The 17,095-nt window shown below is 47.5% G+C and carries 15 protein-coding genes; 4 read left to right on the forward strand and 11 right to left on the reverse strand.

The features are described 5' to 3' along the window. Positions 1-375: 375 nt before the first annotated feature. The 4 genes from GCE9029_RS24640 to GCE9029_RS24655 are packed head-to-tail and all read right to left on the reverse strand — an operon-like array spanning position 376 to position 3,269. Positions 376-804, reverse strand: coding sequence for a type IV pilus modification PilV family protein (locus tag GCE9029_RS24640; RefSeq protein ID WP_062667874.1), 429 nt, complete (start codon positions 802-804; stop codon positions 376-378). After that, the gene (locus GCE9029_RS24645) at positions 794-2,074 is read right to left on the reverse strand and encodes a hypothetical protein (RefSeq protein ID WP_062667876.1); all 1,281 of its coding nucleotides are present in this window, start codon (positions 2,072-2,074) and stop codon (positions 794-796) included. Before GCE9029_RS24645 ends, GCE9029_RS24640 begins: the two co-directional genes overlap by 11 nt. Positions 2,075-2,079: 5 nt before the next feature. Beyond that, a complete protein-coding gene (locus tag GCE9029_RS24650) occupies positions 2,080-2,733 on the reverse strand; it encodes a prepilin-type N-terminal cleavage/methylation domain-containing protein (RefSeq protein ID WP_062667878.1) in 654 nt (217 codons plus the stop codon). Then, positions 2,730-3,269, reverse strand: a complete 540-nt coding sequence (locus tag GCE9029_RS24655; protein ID WP_231870197.1) for a pilus assembly FimT family protein — start codon at positions 3,267-3,269, stop codon at positions 2,730-2,732. Before GCE9029_RS24655 ends, GCE9029_RS24650 begins: the two co-directional genes overlap by 4 nt. A gap of 103 nt (positions 3,270-3,372) precedes the next feature. Between GCE9029_RS24655 and GCE9029_RS24660 the strand changes: the two genes are divergently transcribed. Beyond that, entirely contained in the window at positions 3,373-3,813 is a 441-nt protein-coding gene (locus GCE9029_RS24660) for a type IV pilin protein (protein WP_062667882.1), read from the forward strand. A 46-nt stretch (positions 3,814-3,859) separates the two neighbouring features. Here GCE9029_RS24660 and dnaJ read toward each other — a convergent pair whose 3' ends face one another. The 3 genes from dnaJ to grpE form a co-directional block, all read right to left on the reverse strand. Beyond that, positions 3,860-4,999 carry a molecular chaperone DnaJ gene (gene dnaJ / locus GCE9029_RS24665; RefSeq protein WP_062667930.1) on the reverse strand — a complete coding sequence of 380 codons (1,140 nt, stop codon included), beginning with the start codon at positions 4,997-4,999 and terminating at the stop codon, positions 3,860-3,862. A 172-nt stretch (positions 5,000-5,171) separates the two neighbouring features. Then, on the reverse strand, positions 5,172-7,088 hold the full coding sequence (gene dnaK, locus GCE9029_RS24670; RefSeq protein WP_062667885.1) for a molecular chaperone DnaK: 1,917 nt from the start codon (positions 7,086-7,088) through the stop codon (positions 5,172-5,174). 198 nt (positions 7,089-7,286) lie between these two features. Next, the gene (gene grpE / locus GCE9029_RS24675) at positions 7,287-7,892 is read right to left on the reverse strand and encodes a nucleotide exchange factor GrpE (protein WP_062667886.1); all 606 of its coding nucleotides are present in this window, start codon (positions 7,890-7,892) and stop codon (positions 7,287-7,289) included. A 184-nt stretch (positions 7,893-8,076) separates the two neighbouring features. On the opposite strand from grpE, the gene nadK reads away from it, so the two are divergent. From nadK to bamE, 3 genes are all read left to right on the forward strand, one after another. Next, positions 8,077-8,958, forward strand: a complete 882-nt coding sequence (nadK, locus tag GCE9029_RS24680) for an NAD(+) kinase (RefSeq protein ID WP_062667888.1) — start codon at positions 8,077-8,079, stop codon at positions 8,956-8,958. Positions 8,959-9,151: 193 nt separating this feature from the next. After that, positions 9,152-10,819: a DNA repair protein RecN gene (recN, locus tag GCE9029_RS24685; protein ID WP_062667890.1), complete on the forward strand. Its 1,668-nt coding sequence runs from the start codon at positions 9,152-9,154 to the stop codon at positions 10,817-10,819. A gap of 118 nt (positions 10,820-10,937) precedes the next feature. Beyond that, a complete protein-coding gene (gene bamE / locus GCE9029_RS24690) occupies positions 10,938-11,294 on the forward strand; it encodes an outer membrane protein assembly factor BamE (RefSeq protein WP_062667892.1) in 357 nt (118 codons plus the stop codon). Between the two features lie 82 nt (positions 11,295-11,376). Here bamE and phoU read toward each other — a convergent pair whose 3' ends face one another. The 4 genes from phoU to GCE9029_RS24710 form a co-directional block, all read right to left on the reverse strand. Continuing rightward, positions 11,377-12,084: a phosphate signaling complex protein PhoU gene (phoU, locus tag GCE9029_RS24695; protein ID WP_039849517.1), complete on the reverse strand. Its 708-nt coding sequence runs from the start codon at positions 12,082-12,084 to the stop codon at positions 11,377-11,379. Positions 12,085-12,380: 296 nt separating this feature from the next. Next, positions 12,381-13,199 (reverse strand): phosphate ABC transporter ATP-binding protein PstB, encoded by an 819-nt coding sequence (pstB, locus tag GCE9029_RS24700; protein ID WP_062667893.1) that lies wholly within the window; start codon positions 13,197-13,199, stop codon positions 12,381-12,383. 24 nt (positions 13,200-13,223) lie between these two features. Then, a complete protein-coding gene (pstA, locus tag GCE9029_RS24705; protein ID WP_062667895.1) occupies positions 13,224-14,870 on the reverse strand; it encodes a phosphate ABC transporter permease PstA in 1,647 nt (548 codons plus the stop codon). Positions 14,871-14,908: 38 nt separating this feature from the next. Beyond that, positions 14,909-17,077, reverse strand: coding sequence for an ABC transporter permease subunit (locus GCE9029_RS24710; protein WP_062667897.1), 2,169 nt, complete (start codon positions 17,075-17,077; stop codon positions 14,909-14,911). Positions 17,078-17,095 lie beyond the last annotated feature (18 nt).

Genomic DNA, 17,095 nt, shown 5'->3' on the forward strand with positions numbered 1-17,095 from the left:
AACATCGATAAATCTTTTGTCTATCAATCACGAGTGCCCACACAGATTGCATAGGTCAAATTGTTAAAGAACGTTGACTTGAAGAAGCGTCGCTTCTCACCGTCAGGGCTGCGAATTTTACGCTGCCAGGCGATGAAGTCAAGAAGAAATTTTGAGATTTTTCAACGTTGCTTTCGCAACCCTCAAAACACCTTGTTGACTCACCTCTTCACCGCACTTTTCAATGCTTTGATGATGAGGTTTTCGCGTTTCGACTTGGTAGGCATTTCCTTGTTGGGAGCCGCTTGCCGTGTCGATGGGGCGCATTATAGGGAGGTCTCGAATTCTGGCAAGCGATTTTTGCGAAAAAAGTCACAAAAACCGGCTAACCGTTCACTAATCCAGCAGATTGGTGAATTTAGACACAGAAACAGGAAGGATTAGGTTTTGCTCTATACCATTTCTATCAATCCACGTTGCTTGGTACTCTAAAACTACTGCGAACGGAACCTCCTCGCCAGACTCATTTTCGTACTCAATAGGTGTTGCCTGAGTTACTTCAACGACAAAAGGTGCAGTATCACCTAAATGACAAGATTGGATATCTTCAAAGGTCTTATCTTTGCAAGCACCGTCAATTGTGTTGACCGTATGAATCAATGCAATCTGATTCTCTAGTAATTGTTTCGCTTCCACAAACATAAGTGCGTTTGCCTTTTCAACTTCGAGGTAGCTATATAGCTTTAACGTTCCAACACCTGACAAAACGACAACCAATATAGCGATAAGCGTCTCGACAAGAGAAAAGCCTTTATCAGAAGTCATGGATACTTCCTTTAACAAGCTTAGGCGCCCCCCCTGAGCTTGGGTTTTCCGAGTCCCCATTATACTTGGGTTTAAAAGAACCTCTGACACGAGATACTGAATCTGGTACATCTAAAAGATACTGACCAGCACTTTCAAAAGAACCATGAAAGTAAAAAGGTAGTTTTCCCCATTTAGAAGCGTCATCCTCATAGAGATGTTTTAACTCATCACACAAAGACTTCATTGCGCCGTCATTACACATAATATGGTTGGTTCCGTCAGTCTTTTTATACGCCCCCCAAGAGTGCGCAACATTGGATTCACTATGACCAATCGAAAACTGCAAAATTGATCCATTAAACGTGAATGCTGTTTTTGCACCAACAACACCGTTTTTGACAACAATTAGTGCCGGTTTGTTAGCATCTCCGCCACCAGACAATCCTTGAAGGTAACAGTCTCCTTCAACCCAAACAGAATTGGCATCGTTGCTTTCCAATAATGTTTTAATATCCGCACCACATTCTGAAACTTTGTCTTTGTCCGTCTGTGCAGACCCGGTCACCAATACTTTATCGAACGTTTTTTTAACATTTTCCCATTCAGCTCTTGGGACATCAAAAAACTCTTCGAATACATTGATGTTCTCCTGACCATGTAAAATGTCCAACTCAAAGTTATTTGTTATTGGGTTCGAGTTTTCGGGGATGTATGTACTAAACGAGTCACCACACTTTTCTTTTTCGCCCTGCAAATCAGAAGTGAACTTTGCCGCACCTACATCTATTGTCACATCACCACCGGCAATAATTGCAATGCACTCGTAAGTATCTACACCACCAACTGCTCCAATCTTGTTACCTTTCGCCGGAGCCCAATCGTTACCTCCCTCTACAACCAAGCTACCTGATGTCTTAAACGCCGCAGCTGTTGCACCTCCAGCCTGTATGACAATTTTGGAAGATGCATAGCCTACTGAAGAAGAAAGTAGCCAAGGACTTTCAGAACCAATAACAGTAATTAAACTGCCACTAGAGCCTTCGCATTCATCAAATTCTGAGTCTGAAAAATCTGCATCATTAGGATTTAATTCATTTTGCTCAAACACCGCAATCGCACAGTCCAACCCTGCTTTTGCACTAGCTCTCTGCTTTGCATCCAAAATCTGGTTTTGCGTCTTCTTAACGTCGGCCAGCCCGGAGTTCGCAACCGAAACCGCGAACAAAGCAACAATGAGCAAAATGCCGCTGACTACAGCGAGGGTTGCCATTCCTTTTTGACTGTTCATGCTTGTTAGCCATCCACATTAGGGACTGTCACCGTGAAATTCACAGTGTCTGAGATTGAACTGTCACTTTTCAGTGACGCTGTAATAGTGACTTCAACTGTTTGGGCTTTATTGGTGGAGCCAACACTTTGCAGGAGAGAACGCTTGAAACTTAGAGATTCTATGGATAGGCGATCAAACGTCATATCTTTCCAATGGGAGCTGTCACAACTCCAATTTCCCAACCCTCTCCAATTTTCATAAATTTCAATAACATTATCCCCATTTGCATCTGTACCTTTACGATATCCTTTTGCATCATCTTTACCATAAGTAGAAGCACCAGCTCGTTTATCGTGGTTATATAGAAAGCGAATGCAACTACCTTCTGTCTCAGTTGCACCATCACTGATGAGAATTGATGAGAAATCCCCTAGCTTTCCCTCTGCTCGGAAAGGATTTACAGAAGTACAGTCATAGCAAAACCCTGCACGTGCTATCTCATTTTTCATCGTGTCTGCGATGATGTTTAATTGGGTTCTAAGAAAATCGTTTTGAAGTTGCTTGGTCCCAAATTCGGTATTAATGGTAAAAAGCGCCAAAGATGATGCGATGACAATTAAGCTGACGGTCATTCCCACCATCATTTCTACCAGTGTATAACCGCGGGCACGTCTCATGATGGACACGATTCCCAACCGGTCACAGCGGTATTGCTACACCCTTTCAACCCAACATACCTACGGATCATAATCCCTGATTCTTTGCCTGTTTCTTCTCCATGCGCTAGCTTCACCGTTTTGTCATTTGAAGGCATGCCGGATATAGGAGAGAAATAGAAAAGTTTTGCTGGATCTGTGAGTGCAGGCTCTTGAACATTAACCATCGCCCCTTTCTCCAAAATGACCTTCTGCAGACCTTCACTATCAGAACAGCTGAAGTTTGCAACTTCGGATTTTTCACTGAGCCCAATACAGCCGTTATCCGTTTCACTTGAAGGCACATAATGCACATAGATATTGCGATGGCGTCGCAGGGATTCCGATTGTCCAACTTCCAGGACCGAAAGTAATTGGGATGCCTTATTTTCTACAACAGCCGCTTTATGAGAAGACACATAGGTTGGCACAGCTACCGCTGTGACGACTGCCAATACAGACACCGTCGTTATCATTTCAATTAAGCTAAATCCGCGCTGTAGATTCCAATATCTCACAACAAATTCCTTTAGCGTCTGCTGTACCTTGTTTCCATACTATCAACGGCGATACCGTAGGTCTCTGGAATTAAAACGAATTTTACGTATAGCGAACCAAAAAATGACGCTGAGAACTAAGACATTACATTTAGGTATGACGTTGCTCGAAATCTTGATAGCAATTGCGATTATCGGTGCCATTGCAACGATTGCTGTACCAGCGGTAGGGGAATACCTAATCAAATCAGAACGTAGCCGAGTCCAAGTGGATTTGTACCAATTACAGACACATGCGGAGCAAACATTTACCGCAACAGGTAGCTACCCAACTGATACAACCCTTGTTTGTACAAAGTGCCAAGTCTCAGATGAATACAATTTTTCTATCACCACAGGCGGCTCAGGTAGTGATGTGTATAAAATCAAAGCCACTCCAAAGACGACTTCAAGACAAGACAAAGATACTGACTGCCACACCATGGTTATCAATGCCGCTTCAGAGCAGTACAACTTCAAAAAAGATGGAAGTACCATAGCTAACAACGGTGATTGCTGGACATAAAAAAACCGGCGGATTCGCCGGTTTTTCGTTTTTCTCTGACTGACTGTTAGCTGGTCAGATCGTCAAAGAATTTCTTCACGCCATCGAAGAAGCCTTCTGATTTAGGCTTGTGCTTTTTCGCGGCACTGCCCCCCAGAGATTCTTCGAATTCGCGCAGCAGCTCTTTCTGTTTGCTGCTGAGGTTAACTGGAGTTTCTACTACCAGTTTACAGATCAGGTCGCCTAGGCCACCGCCACGCACTGACTGTACACCTTTACCGCGCATTCGGAACATGCGGCCAGTTTGGGTTTCAGTTGGTACTTTTAGGCTTACACGACCGTCCAGCGTTGGCACTTCTACTTCACCGCCCAATGCTGCCATCGTAAAGCTAACTGGCACTTCACAGTACAAGTTGTTGCCATCACGGGTGAAGATGTGGTGGTCACGTACATGTACCTGTACGTAAAGATCGCCTGCTGGCGCACCAAATTCACCGGCTTCGCCTTCACCTGTCAGACGGATACGGTCGCCTGTGTCTACACCTGCTGGGATTTTAACGCTGAGGGTCTTGGTTTTCTGAACACGGCCCTGGCCATGGCAGCTGTCACAAGGGTCTTTGATAATCTTGCCGCGACCATGACAGGTTGGACAGGTTTGCTGTACCGCAAAGAAACCCTGACGCATTTGTACCTGACCGGCACCATGACAGGTTCCACATGTTTGTGGAGATGAACCTGGTTTAGCACCACTGCCACCACACGGATCACAGCTTACGTAAGTTGGAACATCAATCTCTTTGGTCACACCACGGACTGCTTCTTCCAGAGAAAGCTCCATGTTGTAGCGAAGGTCTGCACCACGCTGGGCACGTGAATGACCGCCACGACGACCACCACCAAAGATGTCGCCAAACACGTCACCAAAGATATCGCTGAAGTCTGCGCCGCCACCGAAGCCGCCACCACCGCCCATTCCACCTTGTTCAAAGGCTGCATGGCCGTATTGGTCATAAGCTGCGCGTTTTTGATCGTCTGTGAGGATTTCGTACGCCAGCTTCACTTCTTTAAATTTCTCGGCTGCCGTTTCATCACCTGGGTTTTTGTCCGGGTGATACTTCATCGCAAGACGCTTGTACGCCTTTTTGATGTCACGCTCACTGGCGTCGCGGCTTACGCCAAGCACTTCATAAAAATCACGATTTGACATGTTTTGCTTGTCACCTGCTTCTATACCGGGCAAAAAAGTTAGCCCCGTATCATACAACTACGGGCGAAGGAGAAAATCCTCCTGCGCCCGTGCGAAATAAAACGGTTAAATCTTTCGATTCAGGTTTTGCCGCTTTTCAGTCACAAAACCTGTTTCAAGATGTTGCCCGGTCTTATTTTTTGTCGTCTTTTACTTCTTCAAACTCAGCATCAACAACATCGTCGTCTTGCTTAGTTTGCTCTGCACCGGCGTCTTGAGCTTGCGAAGCTTGTGCTTGCTGCTGAGCCACTTCCATCAGCTTCTGAGATGCTGCAATCAGTGCCTGCACTTTTGCGTCGATAGCTTCTTTATCTTCGCCTTTACGTGCTTCTTCCAGCTCGCTGATTGCCGCTTCGATCTTCTCTTTCTCGTCAGCTGGCAGTGCGTCGCCCGCTTCTTCGATTTGCTTGCGAGTGCCGTGAACCATTTGGTCAGCTTGGTTGCGCGCAGTCGCCAGTTCTTCGAACTTCTTGTCGGCTTCTTTGTTCGCTTCCGCTTCCTGAACCATTTTATCGATTTCGTCGTCGCTCAGACCGCCAGATGCCTGGATAGTGATCTTCTGCTCTTTACCTGTGCTCTTGTCTTTTGCAGACACGTGCAGGATACCGTCAGCATCCAGGTCGAAGATTACTTCGATTTGTGGCATGCCACGTGGTGCTGCGTTGATGCCTTCCAGGTTGAACTGACCCAGAGACTTGTTGTACGTCGCCTGCTTACGCTCACCTTGCAGTACGTGAATCGTTACTGCACTTTGGTTGTCTTCAGCAGTAGAGAACACTTGGTTCGCCTTAGTAGGGATGGTGGTGTTCTTCTCGATGAGCTTAGTCATCACGCCGCCCATGGTTTCGATACCCAGAGACAGTGGCGTTACGTCCAGCAGCAGAACGTCCTTCACGTCACCTGCCAGTACACCGCCCTGAACCGCTGCACCTACTGCAACTGCTTCATCAGGGTTCACGTCTTTACGTGCTTCTTTACCAAAGAATTCAGCAACTTTCGCTTGAACCATTGGCATACGAGTCTGACCACCAACCAAGATTACGTCGTTAATGTCGTTAACAGACAGGTCTGCGTCAGCCAGTGCTACTTTCAGTGGTTCCAGTGAACGTTGAACCAGATCTTCTACGAGTGATTCCAGTTTCGCACGGGTCACTTTAACGTTCATGTGCTTAGGACCTGTCGCATCTGCAGTGATGTATGGCAGGTTTACGTCAGTTTGCTGCGCAGAAGACAGTTCAATCTTTGCTTTCTCAGCTGCTTCTTTCAGACGCTGCATTGCCAGTGGATCTTTACGCAGGTCGATGCCTTGGTCTTTTTTGAACTCGTCAACCAAGTAGTTGATCATGCGGTTGTCGAAGTCTTCACCACCCAAGTGGGTGTCACCATTGGTTGCCAGTACTTCGAACGTCTTCTCGCCATCAACTTCGTCAATCTCGATGATAGAGATATCGAAAGTACCACCACCCAGGTCGTAAACTGCGATAGTGCGGTCACCACCTTGCTTGTCCAGGCCGTAAGCCAGCGCAGCAGCAGTTGGTTCGTTGATGATACGTTTAACTTCCAGACCCGCGATGCGGCCAGCGTCTTTAGTCGCTTGGCGTTGTGCGTCGTTGAAGTACGCAGGTACTGTGATAACTGCGCCAGTGACTTCCTCACCGAGGAAATCTTCTGCAGTTTTCTTCATTTTCTTCAGAACTTCAGCTGAGACCTGAGGAGCTGCCATTTTCTGGCCTTTAGCTTCTACCCATGCATCGCCGTTGTCAGCCTTAACGATTTTATAAGGCATGATTTCAATATCACGCTGAACTTCTTCGTCTTCGAAGCGACGACCGATCAGTCGTTTGATTGCAAACAGCGTGTTTTCTGGGTTGGTCACTGCCTGGCGTTTTGCTGGCTGACCTACCAGAGTTTCACCGTCCTGGGTGTACGCGATGATTGATGGCGTTGTGCGATCGCCCTCTGCGTTTTCGATTACGCGTGGCTTGTCACCGTCCAGTACTGCTACACATGAGTTGGTAGTACCCAAGTCGATACCAATGATCTTACCCATTTGGTTTTCTCCGAAAATTCGTCTTACGTCTATGTTGCGTTAACCCATATATGGGGGTCGCGGTTTAGGGTTCAACCCTGCACAAGAAAAATTTTTAAATTTTCTTTTTGATGCACCTTAAATAAGGGCGACTTATTGGCTTTCAAGGCCTGAAATGAAAAAAACCCGCAAAAAGCGGGTTTTTCCTTAAATTCGGTCTTATGCCTGCTCGTTCACGTTACCAGCAGCGGCTTTTGAAACCATTACCATGGCTGGGCGAACAACACGACCATTCAGTTCATAGCCTTTCTGCATCACGAACATCACGGTATTTGGCTCGTGATCTGCGCTTTCCTGGATAGACATTGCCTGATGGAATTCTGGGTTGAACGCTTCGCCGTGTGGGTTCAGCTCTTTCAGGCCGAATTTTTCCACTGCATCTTTCATGGTCTTCAGCGTTAGCTCTACGCCTTCGATCATCGGCTTGAGGGCATCATTTTCTTTATCCGCCATCTCTACCGCGCGTTCCATGTTGTCGATAACAGGAAGCAGTTCGTTCGCGAAACGCTCCAGAGCAAATTTACGCGCTTTGTCGATTTCCTGCTCGGTACGACGACGCATATTTTCAATATCTGCGCGAGCGCGCAGTACGCTGTCTTGTTGCTCTTTCACTGTCGCTTCACTTGCTTCAAGTGCAGCTTCAAGCTCAGTGATCCGGCTAATCATTGCATCAGTTTCAGCATCAAGGGCATTTTCTTCAGCCTGTGCTTCCACTGCTTCGTTTTGCAATTCTTCTTCCTGGATCTTGTTTTCTTCTTTGCTCATGCTCTCTCCGACACAATACACTGTGTTGAACCCCAAAAATCTCAAGGATTGGGGCATCAATCTCGACGGTTTTGCTTATTATGGGGATGAATGGTCACGTTTCAAGGTGTCTCTTGCCGCAATGCACGACAAGTGTAGGGCAATCACTTATACTCAAGCCACTAAACTGTGCAGGATCAATAAGATGTCAAAGCGTTTTAACACTATAGCTTTGGTAGGAAAACCGCGAAATCCAGAAGCGGTAGCAACCCATGAAAGCCTGTATCACTGGCTGACCCAACAGGGTTATCGCACATTAGTCGACAATCGTCTCGATAATTACCTCGATATTCCCGCGGATGATTTCCATGATTTGCTCTCATTGGGCGCAAAAGCCGATTTGGCTATTGTGATTGGTGGTGATGGCAACATGCTGGGCGCAGCCCGTGTTCTTTCACGTTTTGATATTTCAGTTATTGGTGTCAACCGTGGCAATCTCGGCTTTTTGACCGATCTCGATCCCGATGAATACGAAGACGCTCTAATATCAGTATTATCTGGTGAATACATCGAAGATCATCGCTTCCTGCTTGAAGCAGAAGTGCACCGTCATGGGCAGGTAAAAAGTCACAATGCGGCGCTTAACGAAGCAGTGCTTCACCCGGGGCAAGTTGCCCACATGATCGAATTTGAAGTCTATATCGACGACAACTTCGCCTTTTCTCAGCGTTCTGACGGCATCATCATTTCGACACCAACAGGTTCGACTGCTTACAGTCTTTCCGGTGGCGGCCCTATACTGTCGCCGAGCATTGATGCGATTTCACTCGTTCCTATGTTCCCGCATACGCTGTCGAGCCGTCCTTTGGTCGTCGACGCTAAGCGCCATATTAAGCTTGTAGTTTCACCGGATAACGGCAGCACCTTGGAAGTCAGTTGTGACAGTCAGGTCTCTTTGCCTGTTAATCCTGGTGATGAAGTACACATCTATAGAAGCCCTTCACTGTTGAAACTTATCCATCCTAAAAATTACAGCTACTACAAAACGTTGCGAACTAAATTGGGCTGGTCGAGCAAACTCTTCTAGTAACGCAGGCTCAGAACATTGTTCATGAAAAGAGTGGCTTAGGCCGCTCTTTTTATCTTCATCGCTCTCATTGTTCGTTTTTTAACCCGCTTCACAATTTCAGCTCGAATTCATACCTGATCATCTTTACTGTATACAAACACAGTATATACTGTATATAACAACAGGTGATTATAAGCACAGGTATAAGGTCATGCTGGCACACATCACAATCCAAAACTTTGCCATTGTTAAAGCACTCGAACTCGATTTCCAACAAGGAATGACGACCATTACCGGCGAAACAGGCGCAGGTAAATCCATTGCTATTGATGCTCTTGGATTGTGTCTGGGCGATCGCGCGGATGCCTCTATGGTTCGTCCCGGAGAGGAAAAAGCCGAAATCGTGGTGCTATTCCAATTACAGAACAATCCTGCCGCGAGACGCTGGCTGGAAGACAATGAATTGGTCGATGGTGATGAATGCATTCTGCGACGTGTGATCACCAAAGAAGGCCGTTCGCGCGCCTTTATTAATGGCAGCCCTGTTCCAGCCTCCCAGCAAAAAGCATTGGGGCAGCACCTTATTAACATACATGGTCAGCACGCCCATCAGCTTTTGATGAAGAACGATTATCAACTGACGTTGCTCGACCAATATGCTGGTCACCAAAACCTGCTCGCTACAATGCGCCAACGCTATCAAGACTGGCGTGCTGCTCGAAACGAGCTCAAACAGTTAGAAAAGAACAAAGAAGCGTTCGAAGCGCAACGCCAGCTATTGGAATATCAGGTTAATGAGCTCAATGAATTAGCGTTAGGTGAAACTGAATATCCAGAACTGGAAGCGGAGCATAAGCGTCTCTCCAACTGTGGCGACATTGCGATTTGTAGCCAAAGCGTCCTGCAGGCATTAAGTGAAGATGATGAAAACAATGCGATGCAGTTGCTGCAGTTTGCCCAGCAAAAACTTGCCGAGTTAGCCGCAATGGACAGCCGTTTTAACGATCTAACACAGATGCTGGACGAAGCTTGTATTCAAGTTCAGGAAACCAGCCATGAGATCTCAAGCTATATGGACAGTTTGGATATGGATCCTGCGCGACTGAGCTATCTGGATGAGCGCATGGCGACCATAATGCGTCTTTCCCGTAAACATCAGGTTTCTCCTGAAGCGCTGTTCACCTCCCATCAGTCTCTGGTGAATGAGCTTGAAAACCTCAATGATAGCGATAACCAGATTGAACAGCTTGCCGCTCAAGTCGAACTGAAGCACCAAGCATGTCTAGCAGCTGCGGAAAAACTCAGTAAGAGTCGTAAGCGTTACGCCAAAGAGCTGGATAAACTGATTTCTGCCAGCATGCATGAACTCAGCATGCAAAACGGAAAGTTCCGTATTGCACTGGACAGCCAGCCAGAAAGTCATTTGTCACCGCTGGGCTTCGACAGTATCGAGCTTTTGGTTTCCACCAACCCAGGCCAGCCAATGCAAGCGTTGGGGCGCGTGGCATCCGGTGGTGAGCTTTCCCGTATCTCTCTTGCGATTCAGGTTATTACTGCGCAGAAAGTCGATACCCCAAGCCTTATTTTCGATGAAGTGGATGTAGGTATCAGTGGTCCAACGGCTGCCATAGTAGGTAAACTGCTTCGCAGGCTAGGTGAATCAACCCAAGTGATGTGTGTAACGCACTTGCCGCAAGTTGCTGGCTGTGGTCATCAGCAAATGTTCGTGGCTAAAGCCAGCGACAAAGGAAAAACCACTACCAGCATGATCCCGCTGGATAACCAGTCCCGCGTTCAGGAATTGGCGCGACTGTTGGGTGGTAGCGAAATTACTGAGCACACACTCGCAAACGCCAAAGAGCTATTGATTGCCGCGTAAGAGAAAGAAACTTTTCCCTAATAGCACGGTCGAACAAGCAAGTTGAGACAAGAGTTTTTTACTTCTCTCACTTGCTTGTTTATCATCGTCCCCTATTTTGGAAATGAAGTAAGAAGTCATGCGTTGGAAACACATCGTTGCGGCATCCCTTGTTCTGGCTAGCCTCTCAGGCTGTTCTTGGGTTAACAAGCTGGTTTATCGCATAGATATTAATCAGGGAAATTACATCGACCAAACCGCGGTCGAAGAGCTCAAATTTGGCATGACCAAAGAGCAGGTTAAGTTCTTACTTGGTCCACCTATGCTGGTAGAGTCTGGCTATCCGAATACTTGGTATTTTGTTCAATACCTGAAGCCTGGGCATGATGCTCCAGAGCAAAAAGAACTGATCCTTTCTTTTGATAACAGTGGTCAGTTGGTGGGTATGAAAGGTGACTACCAGCCGGGCTCTGGCTTTTTCGAAGCCGTTCGTTAAACCAAAAGCTTAAACGCCAGAATCAAAAAACCCGCTAACAGCGGGTTTTTTTATTGGTTTGTACGATGCCAATACGAAAGCGCTATTTCAGCATTTTTTCCAACTGTTCTTTATTGGTATGGCGGATATCTTTACCTTTCACAAAGTAAATGATGTATTCGCAGATGTTCTGGCATCTGTCACCCACTCGCTCAATCGCACGAGCAGACCACATCACTTTGAGGACATTAGGAATAGAGCGCGGATCTTCCATCATGTAGGTCATCAACTGACGTATTATCGCTTCGTATTCTTTATCCAAATGGTCATCGCTGTGGTAAACCTTCATTGCCGCATCAACATCCATTCGCGCAAAAGCATCCAACACATCATGCAGCATACGTGCAGCTTTGTGGCCCAGATTTTCCAGTGACACTAAAAACGGTTGTTGATGATTGGAAAAGTTATCTAGCGCCATCTTCGCAATACTGTCCGCGACATCACCAATACGCTCAAGGTCGGTAATGGTTTTGATGATAGCTATCACCAAGCGTAAATCACCCGCTGTAGGTTGGCGTTTTGCAATAATTCGCGTGCAGGCTTCATCGATAGCAACTTCCATTGAGTTGACCTTATGGTCTTCGCGGATCACCTGTTTTGCCAGCTCTACATCCTGATAATGCATCGCACGCAAAGCGTCAGTCAGCTGTCGCTCTACCAATCCACCCATCGCGAGCACATGGGTGCGGATAGCTTCCAGTTCAGCATTAAACTGACCTGAAATATGGCGACTGATATTTTGGTTGTCCATCATTTGCGTGCAATTCCTTAGGGTCTGTTGACCTTTGGTGGTTGAATTTTGTTCTAGCAAAAAGCGTTTTAGGCGCGGCGAGGTGTTTGCCGCCTAGTGATTCTAAGCAAATACACCTTAACAAAGCATAAAACGCTTTTGGCACGGGGCGCGAAGTCGAACCCACAGGGCAGCGTTTGTGGGGACTTTCTTCTGCGTTATCGGCTTCTCATGTAAGCCAGCTACACATCAAAGCCTCTGCCTTGTATAAAGCCCCACAAACTGCTGCAAAAACCATCACCAAAGGCCAACAGACCCTAACCGTATCGGCCAGTAATATAGTCTTCAGTTTGCTTGTTTTTCGGTGTGGTAAACAGCGTATCTGTATCGGCGTATTCTACCAGTTTACCTAGGTTGATAAAGGCAGTTTGATCAGACACACGTGCAGCCTGCTGCATGTTGTGCGTCACGATAACGACCGTGTAGCGACGCTTGAGATCGTTGATTAGCTCCTCAATCGTGAGTGTCGAAATCGGATCCAGTGCCGACGTCGGTTCATCAAGCAATAAGACTTCAGGTTCAATAGCGATAGCGCGGGCAATCACCAAACGCTGTTGCTGGCCGCCAGACAAACCAAACGCGTTATCGTGAAGGCGATCTTTCACCTCATCCCATAACGCTGCTGCTCGAAGCGAACGTTCAACTGCGTCGTCTAACGTGCGAACGTTTTTCACACCTTGAAGTCGCAGGCCATAGATAACGTTTTCATAGATAGATTTGGGGAAAGGGTTCGGACGCTGGAACACCATGCCTACCTGTCGGCGCAATGCTGGTACGTCGATTTTTTCATCATAAACATTGGTGCCATGGAGGAGAATTTCACCATCAACCTTACAGCCATCCACCAAGTCATTCATGCGGTTGATGCAGCGCAATAAAGTGGATTTACCACAACCAGATGGACCGATAAATGCCGTCACCTTGCCTTTGGGAATGCGCATATTGATATCGAACAATGCCTGAGTATTGCCGTAATACAGATTCAAATTTCGGATAACCAGCGCCGTCTGATCATCAGGAAGTGATGACAAATCGACTGGGCCTGGTAATCCAATGTTCGCATTGATAGATATCATTTCGTTGCGATGTCCTCTTAACGCTTAAATTTCTTGTTCCAGCGCGCGGTACTTTTCACGCAGGTGGTTACGAATGGTGATAGCCGCCAAGTTCAGGCTGACAATGACAGTCACCAACAGCAAAGATGTGGCATAAACCAGTGGTCTTGCCGCTTCAATATTCGGGCTTTGGAAGCCGACATCGTAAACATGGTAACCAAGGTGCATGAACTTTCTGTCTAGATGCAGAAAAGGAAAATTACCATCCAGTGGCAAGCTCGGCGCCACCTTGACGACCCCCACCAGCATCAACGGCGCCACTTCTCCTGCTGCCCGCGCAATTGCAAGTATCAATCCCGTCATAATAGCAGGGCTCGCCATTGGCAAAACAATACGCCAGAGGGTTTCTGCCTGTGTTGCACCCAAAGCCATCGAACCATGACGGACTGAGGTAGGAATGCGTGTCAGACCCTCTTCGGTTGACACAATCACCACTGGCAATGTCAGGATTGCTAAGGTGAGCGAAGACCATAAGATGCCCGGTGTACCGAATGTCGGATTCGGCAAAGTTTCCGAATAAAACAACGAGTCGATACTGCCGCCCACGAAATAAACAAAAAAGCCCAGACCAAATACGCCATATACGATAGAAGGCACGCCCGCCAGATTCACCACCGCAATGCGGATAATACGCGTGAAAGCATTCTTCCCTGCATATTCATGAAGGTAGACAGCAGCCAGAACGCCAAGTGGAGTCACCATGATGGACATCAGCAGAACCATCAACACGGTGCCAAAGATAGCAGGAAAAACACCACCTTCAGAGTTGGCTTCACGGGGGTTGTCAGTGACAAAGCTAGCTATCTGTCCTGCCCAGTGCGCGACCTTCTCTGGCCAGCTCATGTCATTGGGATACCATAGCCCCAACACATCATTCAACGCGATACGGACGTTGTCGCCATAGCGGTCTTTAACAATAAGGCTATCCAAAGAGAAATCCGCACGACGCTGCAAAAGCACTTCTTCAAGTGATTGGTAACGCAACTCCAAGGTGCCGATGGCATCCTGTATTTTTGCAGGAACCGTTTTTCCTTCACTCAGATAGGACGCTCTCTCTGTTTTCAAAGCTTTGAGCTGATAGTTAACTTTTTCAATTTCTCGCTGCTCGATTGATGCAATCTCAGCACGTCGCATCTCAGCTTGGATAATCTTCTGTTGGAAAAACTCGTGGCTAAGTGCGGAAGTGGTGACCTTTCCATTATCCAAATAGCCCTTCGGAATACCGAAGAATGCACCATTTTTAGTGCGTTCAATGACTGCGAGGTCAGGATTAGCAACCTGAGATAGAATATTTTGTTCCAGCACCGAAATGAAATCATGCGCTTCACGCTCACGATTCGCCACTTTAATAAGCAGCCTCTGATGCTCTTCAAGCTGCTTGTCTTTGAGCTCAACACCAGCTTCTTTCAATTGACGGGAATGAATAGACTCCACGCCGTAGATTTGTCCAAAAGCAGTTTCCTCACCATGCGGCGTTTCAATTCTGAATTCATAAACAGGCGCTGGCCAGAAATACGCCAAGCCTTTCCAGCCGATCAGAAGCATGACACCAAGCACTGCCACCAGACAAAGACTCACCATGCCGCCTGTCATCCACACCCATGGAGAGCTGCTGTTTAATCGCTTAAACATGAGCAAGCTCCAAGCAGGATTGTTGAGTGGCTAAAGCATTACAACGCACGGTATTTCTCTCGTAGCTGTTGGCGAACAAATTCCGCCACGGTGTTAAACAGGAACGTAAATGAAAACAGAATAAAGGCTGTCAGGAACAACACACGATAATGGGAACTGCCTACTTCAGACTCTGGCATTTCCACCGCAATGTTAGCCGACAAGGTTCGAAGCCCTTCAAATGGGTTCCATTCCATTAATGGCGTGTTACCTGTTGCCATCAATACAATCATGGTCTCACCCACAGCGCGACCAAGTCCCATCATCACCGCAGAGAAAATACCGGGGCTTGCAGTCAGTAGAACAACACGAGTCAGCGTCTGCCAATGAGTCGCACCTAGCGCCAATGACCCATTCGTCAGGTGACTGGGCACCGAGAAAATCGCGTCTTCCGCAATGGTAAAGATGGTTGGGATTACAGCAAATCCCATCGCCAGACCTACTACGATGGCATTGCGCTGATCGAAGTTCACTCCCAGCACATCAGTGACAAACACTCGGCTGTCACCGCCCATAAAGGCACTTTCTACCCAAGGGCCAAGTTGGAAAGCTAGATACCCCAGCACCAAAATGAGTGGCACCAGCACAAACAAGTGCCCACCCGGAGGCAGCATTTTACGGATTGAACGTGGTAACGCAGTCCAAACAAAAGCGGTCAGTAGGAAGGAAACCGGCATAGCTACGAAAATCAAAAACACGGCAGGTAAGTGCGTTTCAACTATCGGAGCCAACCATAAACCAGCAAGGAACCCCAGAATGACGGTCGGTAAGGCTTCCATGATTTCGATGGTTGGTTTCACCACCTTACGTAGGCCTGATGGCATGAAATAGGCGGTGTAAATGGCACCACCAACGGCCAACGGAATAGCAAAAAGCAGCGCATACGCGGCTACTTTAACGGTACCAAAAACGACGGGAACAACACTGAGTTTCCCCTCGAAAGATTCGCTACCAGAGGTGGACTGCCAAACGAAATCTGGTTCGCCATACCCTTCATACCAAATGCGGTTCCAAAGCGAACGAACGTTGACATCAGGATGCTGATTGTCAACACGCAGCAGTGTGAGTGTATTGCCTTTTTCCACCAGCAAACGATCTGCGCGTGGCGAGAAGCCAAGCGTATCAATTTGACCGGCAATAGCGGGCAACTCAAAGTTGTCCCTTGTTTCACTTGGTGCATGCCACAATGTTAAGGCGCCACTCGGTGTCAGATTGGCGAAAACATTACGATGCGGCTCAACGGCGAGATATCCATCCTTAGTGTCAAACTCACGTACCATGGTCAGAGACCGCTCACCAGACTTCACCACGTCAAACCATTGCGTTAGTCTGCCATCGTCCAGGCGAACCATCAGCGAATGCCCACCCGCAAGCAAAGACATCGATTCCGGCATCGCGCCGGTTATGAGTTCAATGTCCACTGACTCGCGCAAATCGATTCTCCGATCTGACACCGAATAGACATTGAGCTCATTACCAACCATCTCAAATAACTTTTGCCCACGAGGCGCGATCAGTACGCTGGCTTCCGTACTCGTCGGTACCGCCGCATGTAGGATTTCATCGCCATCGCGCTCAATGACAATGTTTAGCCAATCCCCCGCAATCCCTGCAATAACGCGATCATTCTGGCGCTGAGCAAAAGAAAGGCTAGAAACGGGCAAGCCATTGCTCAGTTTTACCGTATCAAGGCGCTGTATATCTGGCGTGAAGGTTCTTTTCCCGTCGGCATAATGGGACAAAAAGCGCAGGCGCTGGAAGCTGACCGTACCATCTTCGAGTCCGTAAGCACTCACTCCTGCGTAGGGGTGAGCGGCATAGAAACTGGTTGGTGACGCCGCAAGCTGCTCTCTGACCACCATTTTCCCTTTTCCACTCAGAGAGAAAACAGAGAGGTATCCCTCTTCGGAATAACGGAACCCAAGTTGGTTGTTGTCATCCATCCCAAGTTGGACAGCAGGGCTCTCAAAGCCAAGGTCGAAGGTGCCATCGAGCTCTACAGATGGGCTTTTAAACAGGGGAAGAACCACATAAGCGAGGTAGAAAAAGATCAACAGCAATGCCAACAAAACAGCGATGCCACCTCCCGTCACGGAAAGGCGCGCAAGTCTGTCTTTGAAACGCCGCCGGGTATCTCCCTGTGTCAGCGCATGTGTGGCGTTTGCCATTGGTACCTCATTTTTTGG

The sequence above is a fragment of the Grimontia celer genome, from assembly GCF_900055185.1.
Classification (GTDB): domain Bacteria; phylum Pseudomonadota; class Gammaproteobacteria; order Enterobacterales; family Vibrionaceae; genus Enterovibrio; species Enterovibrio celer.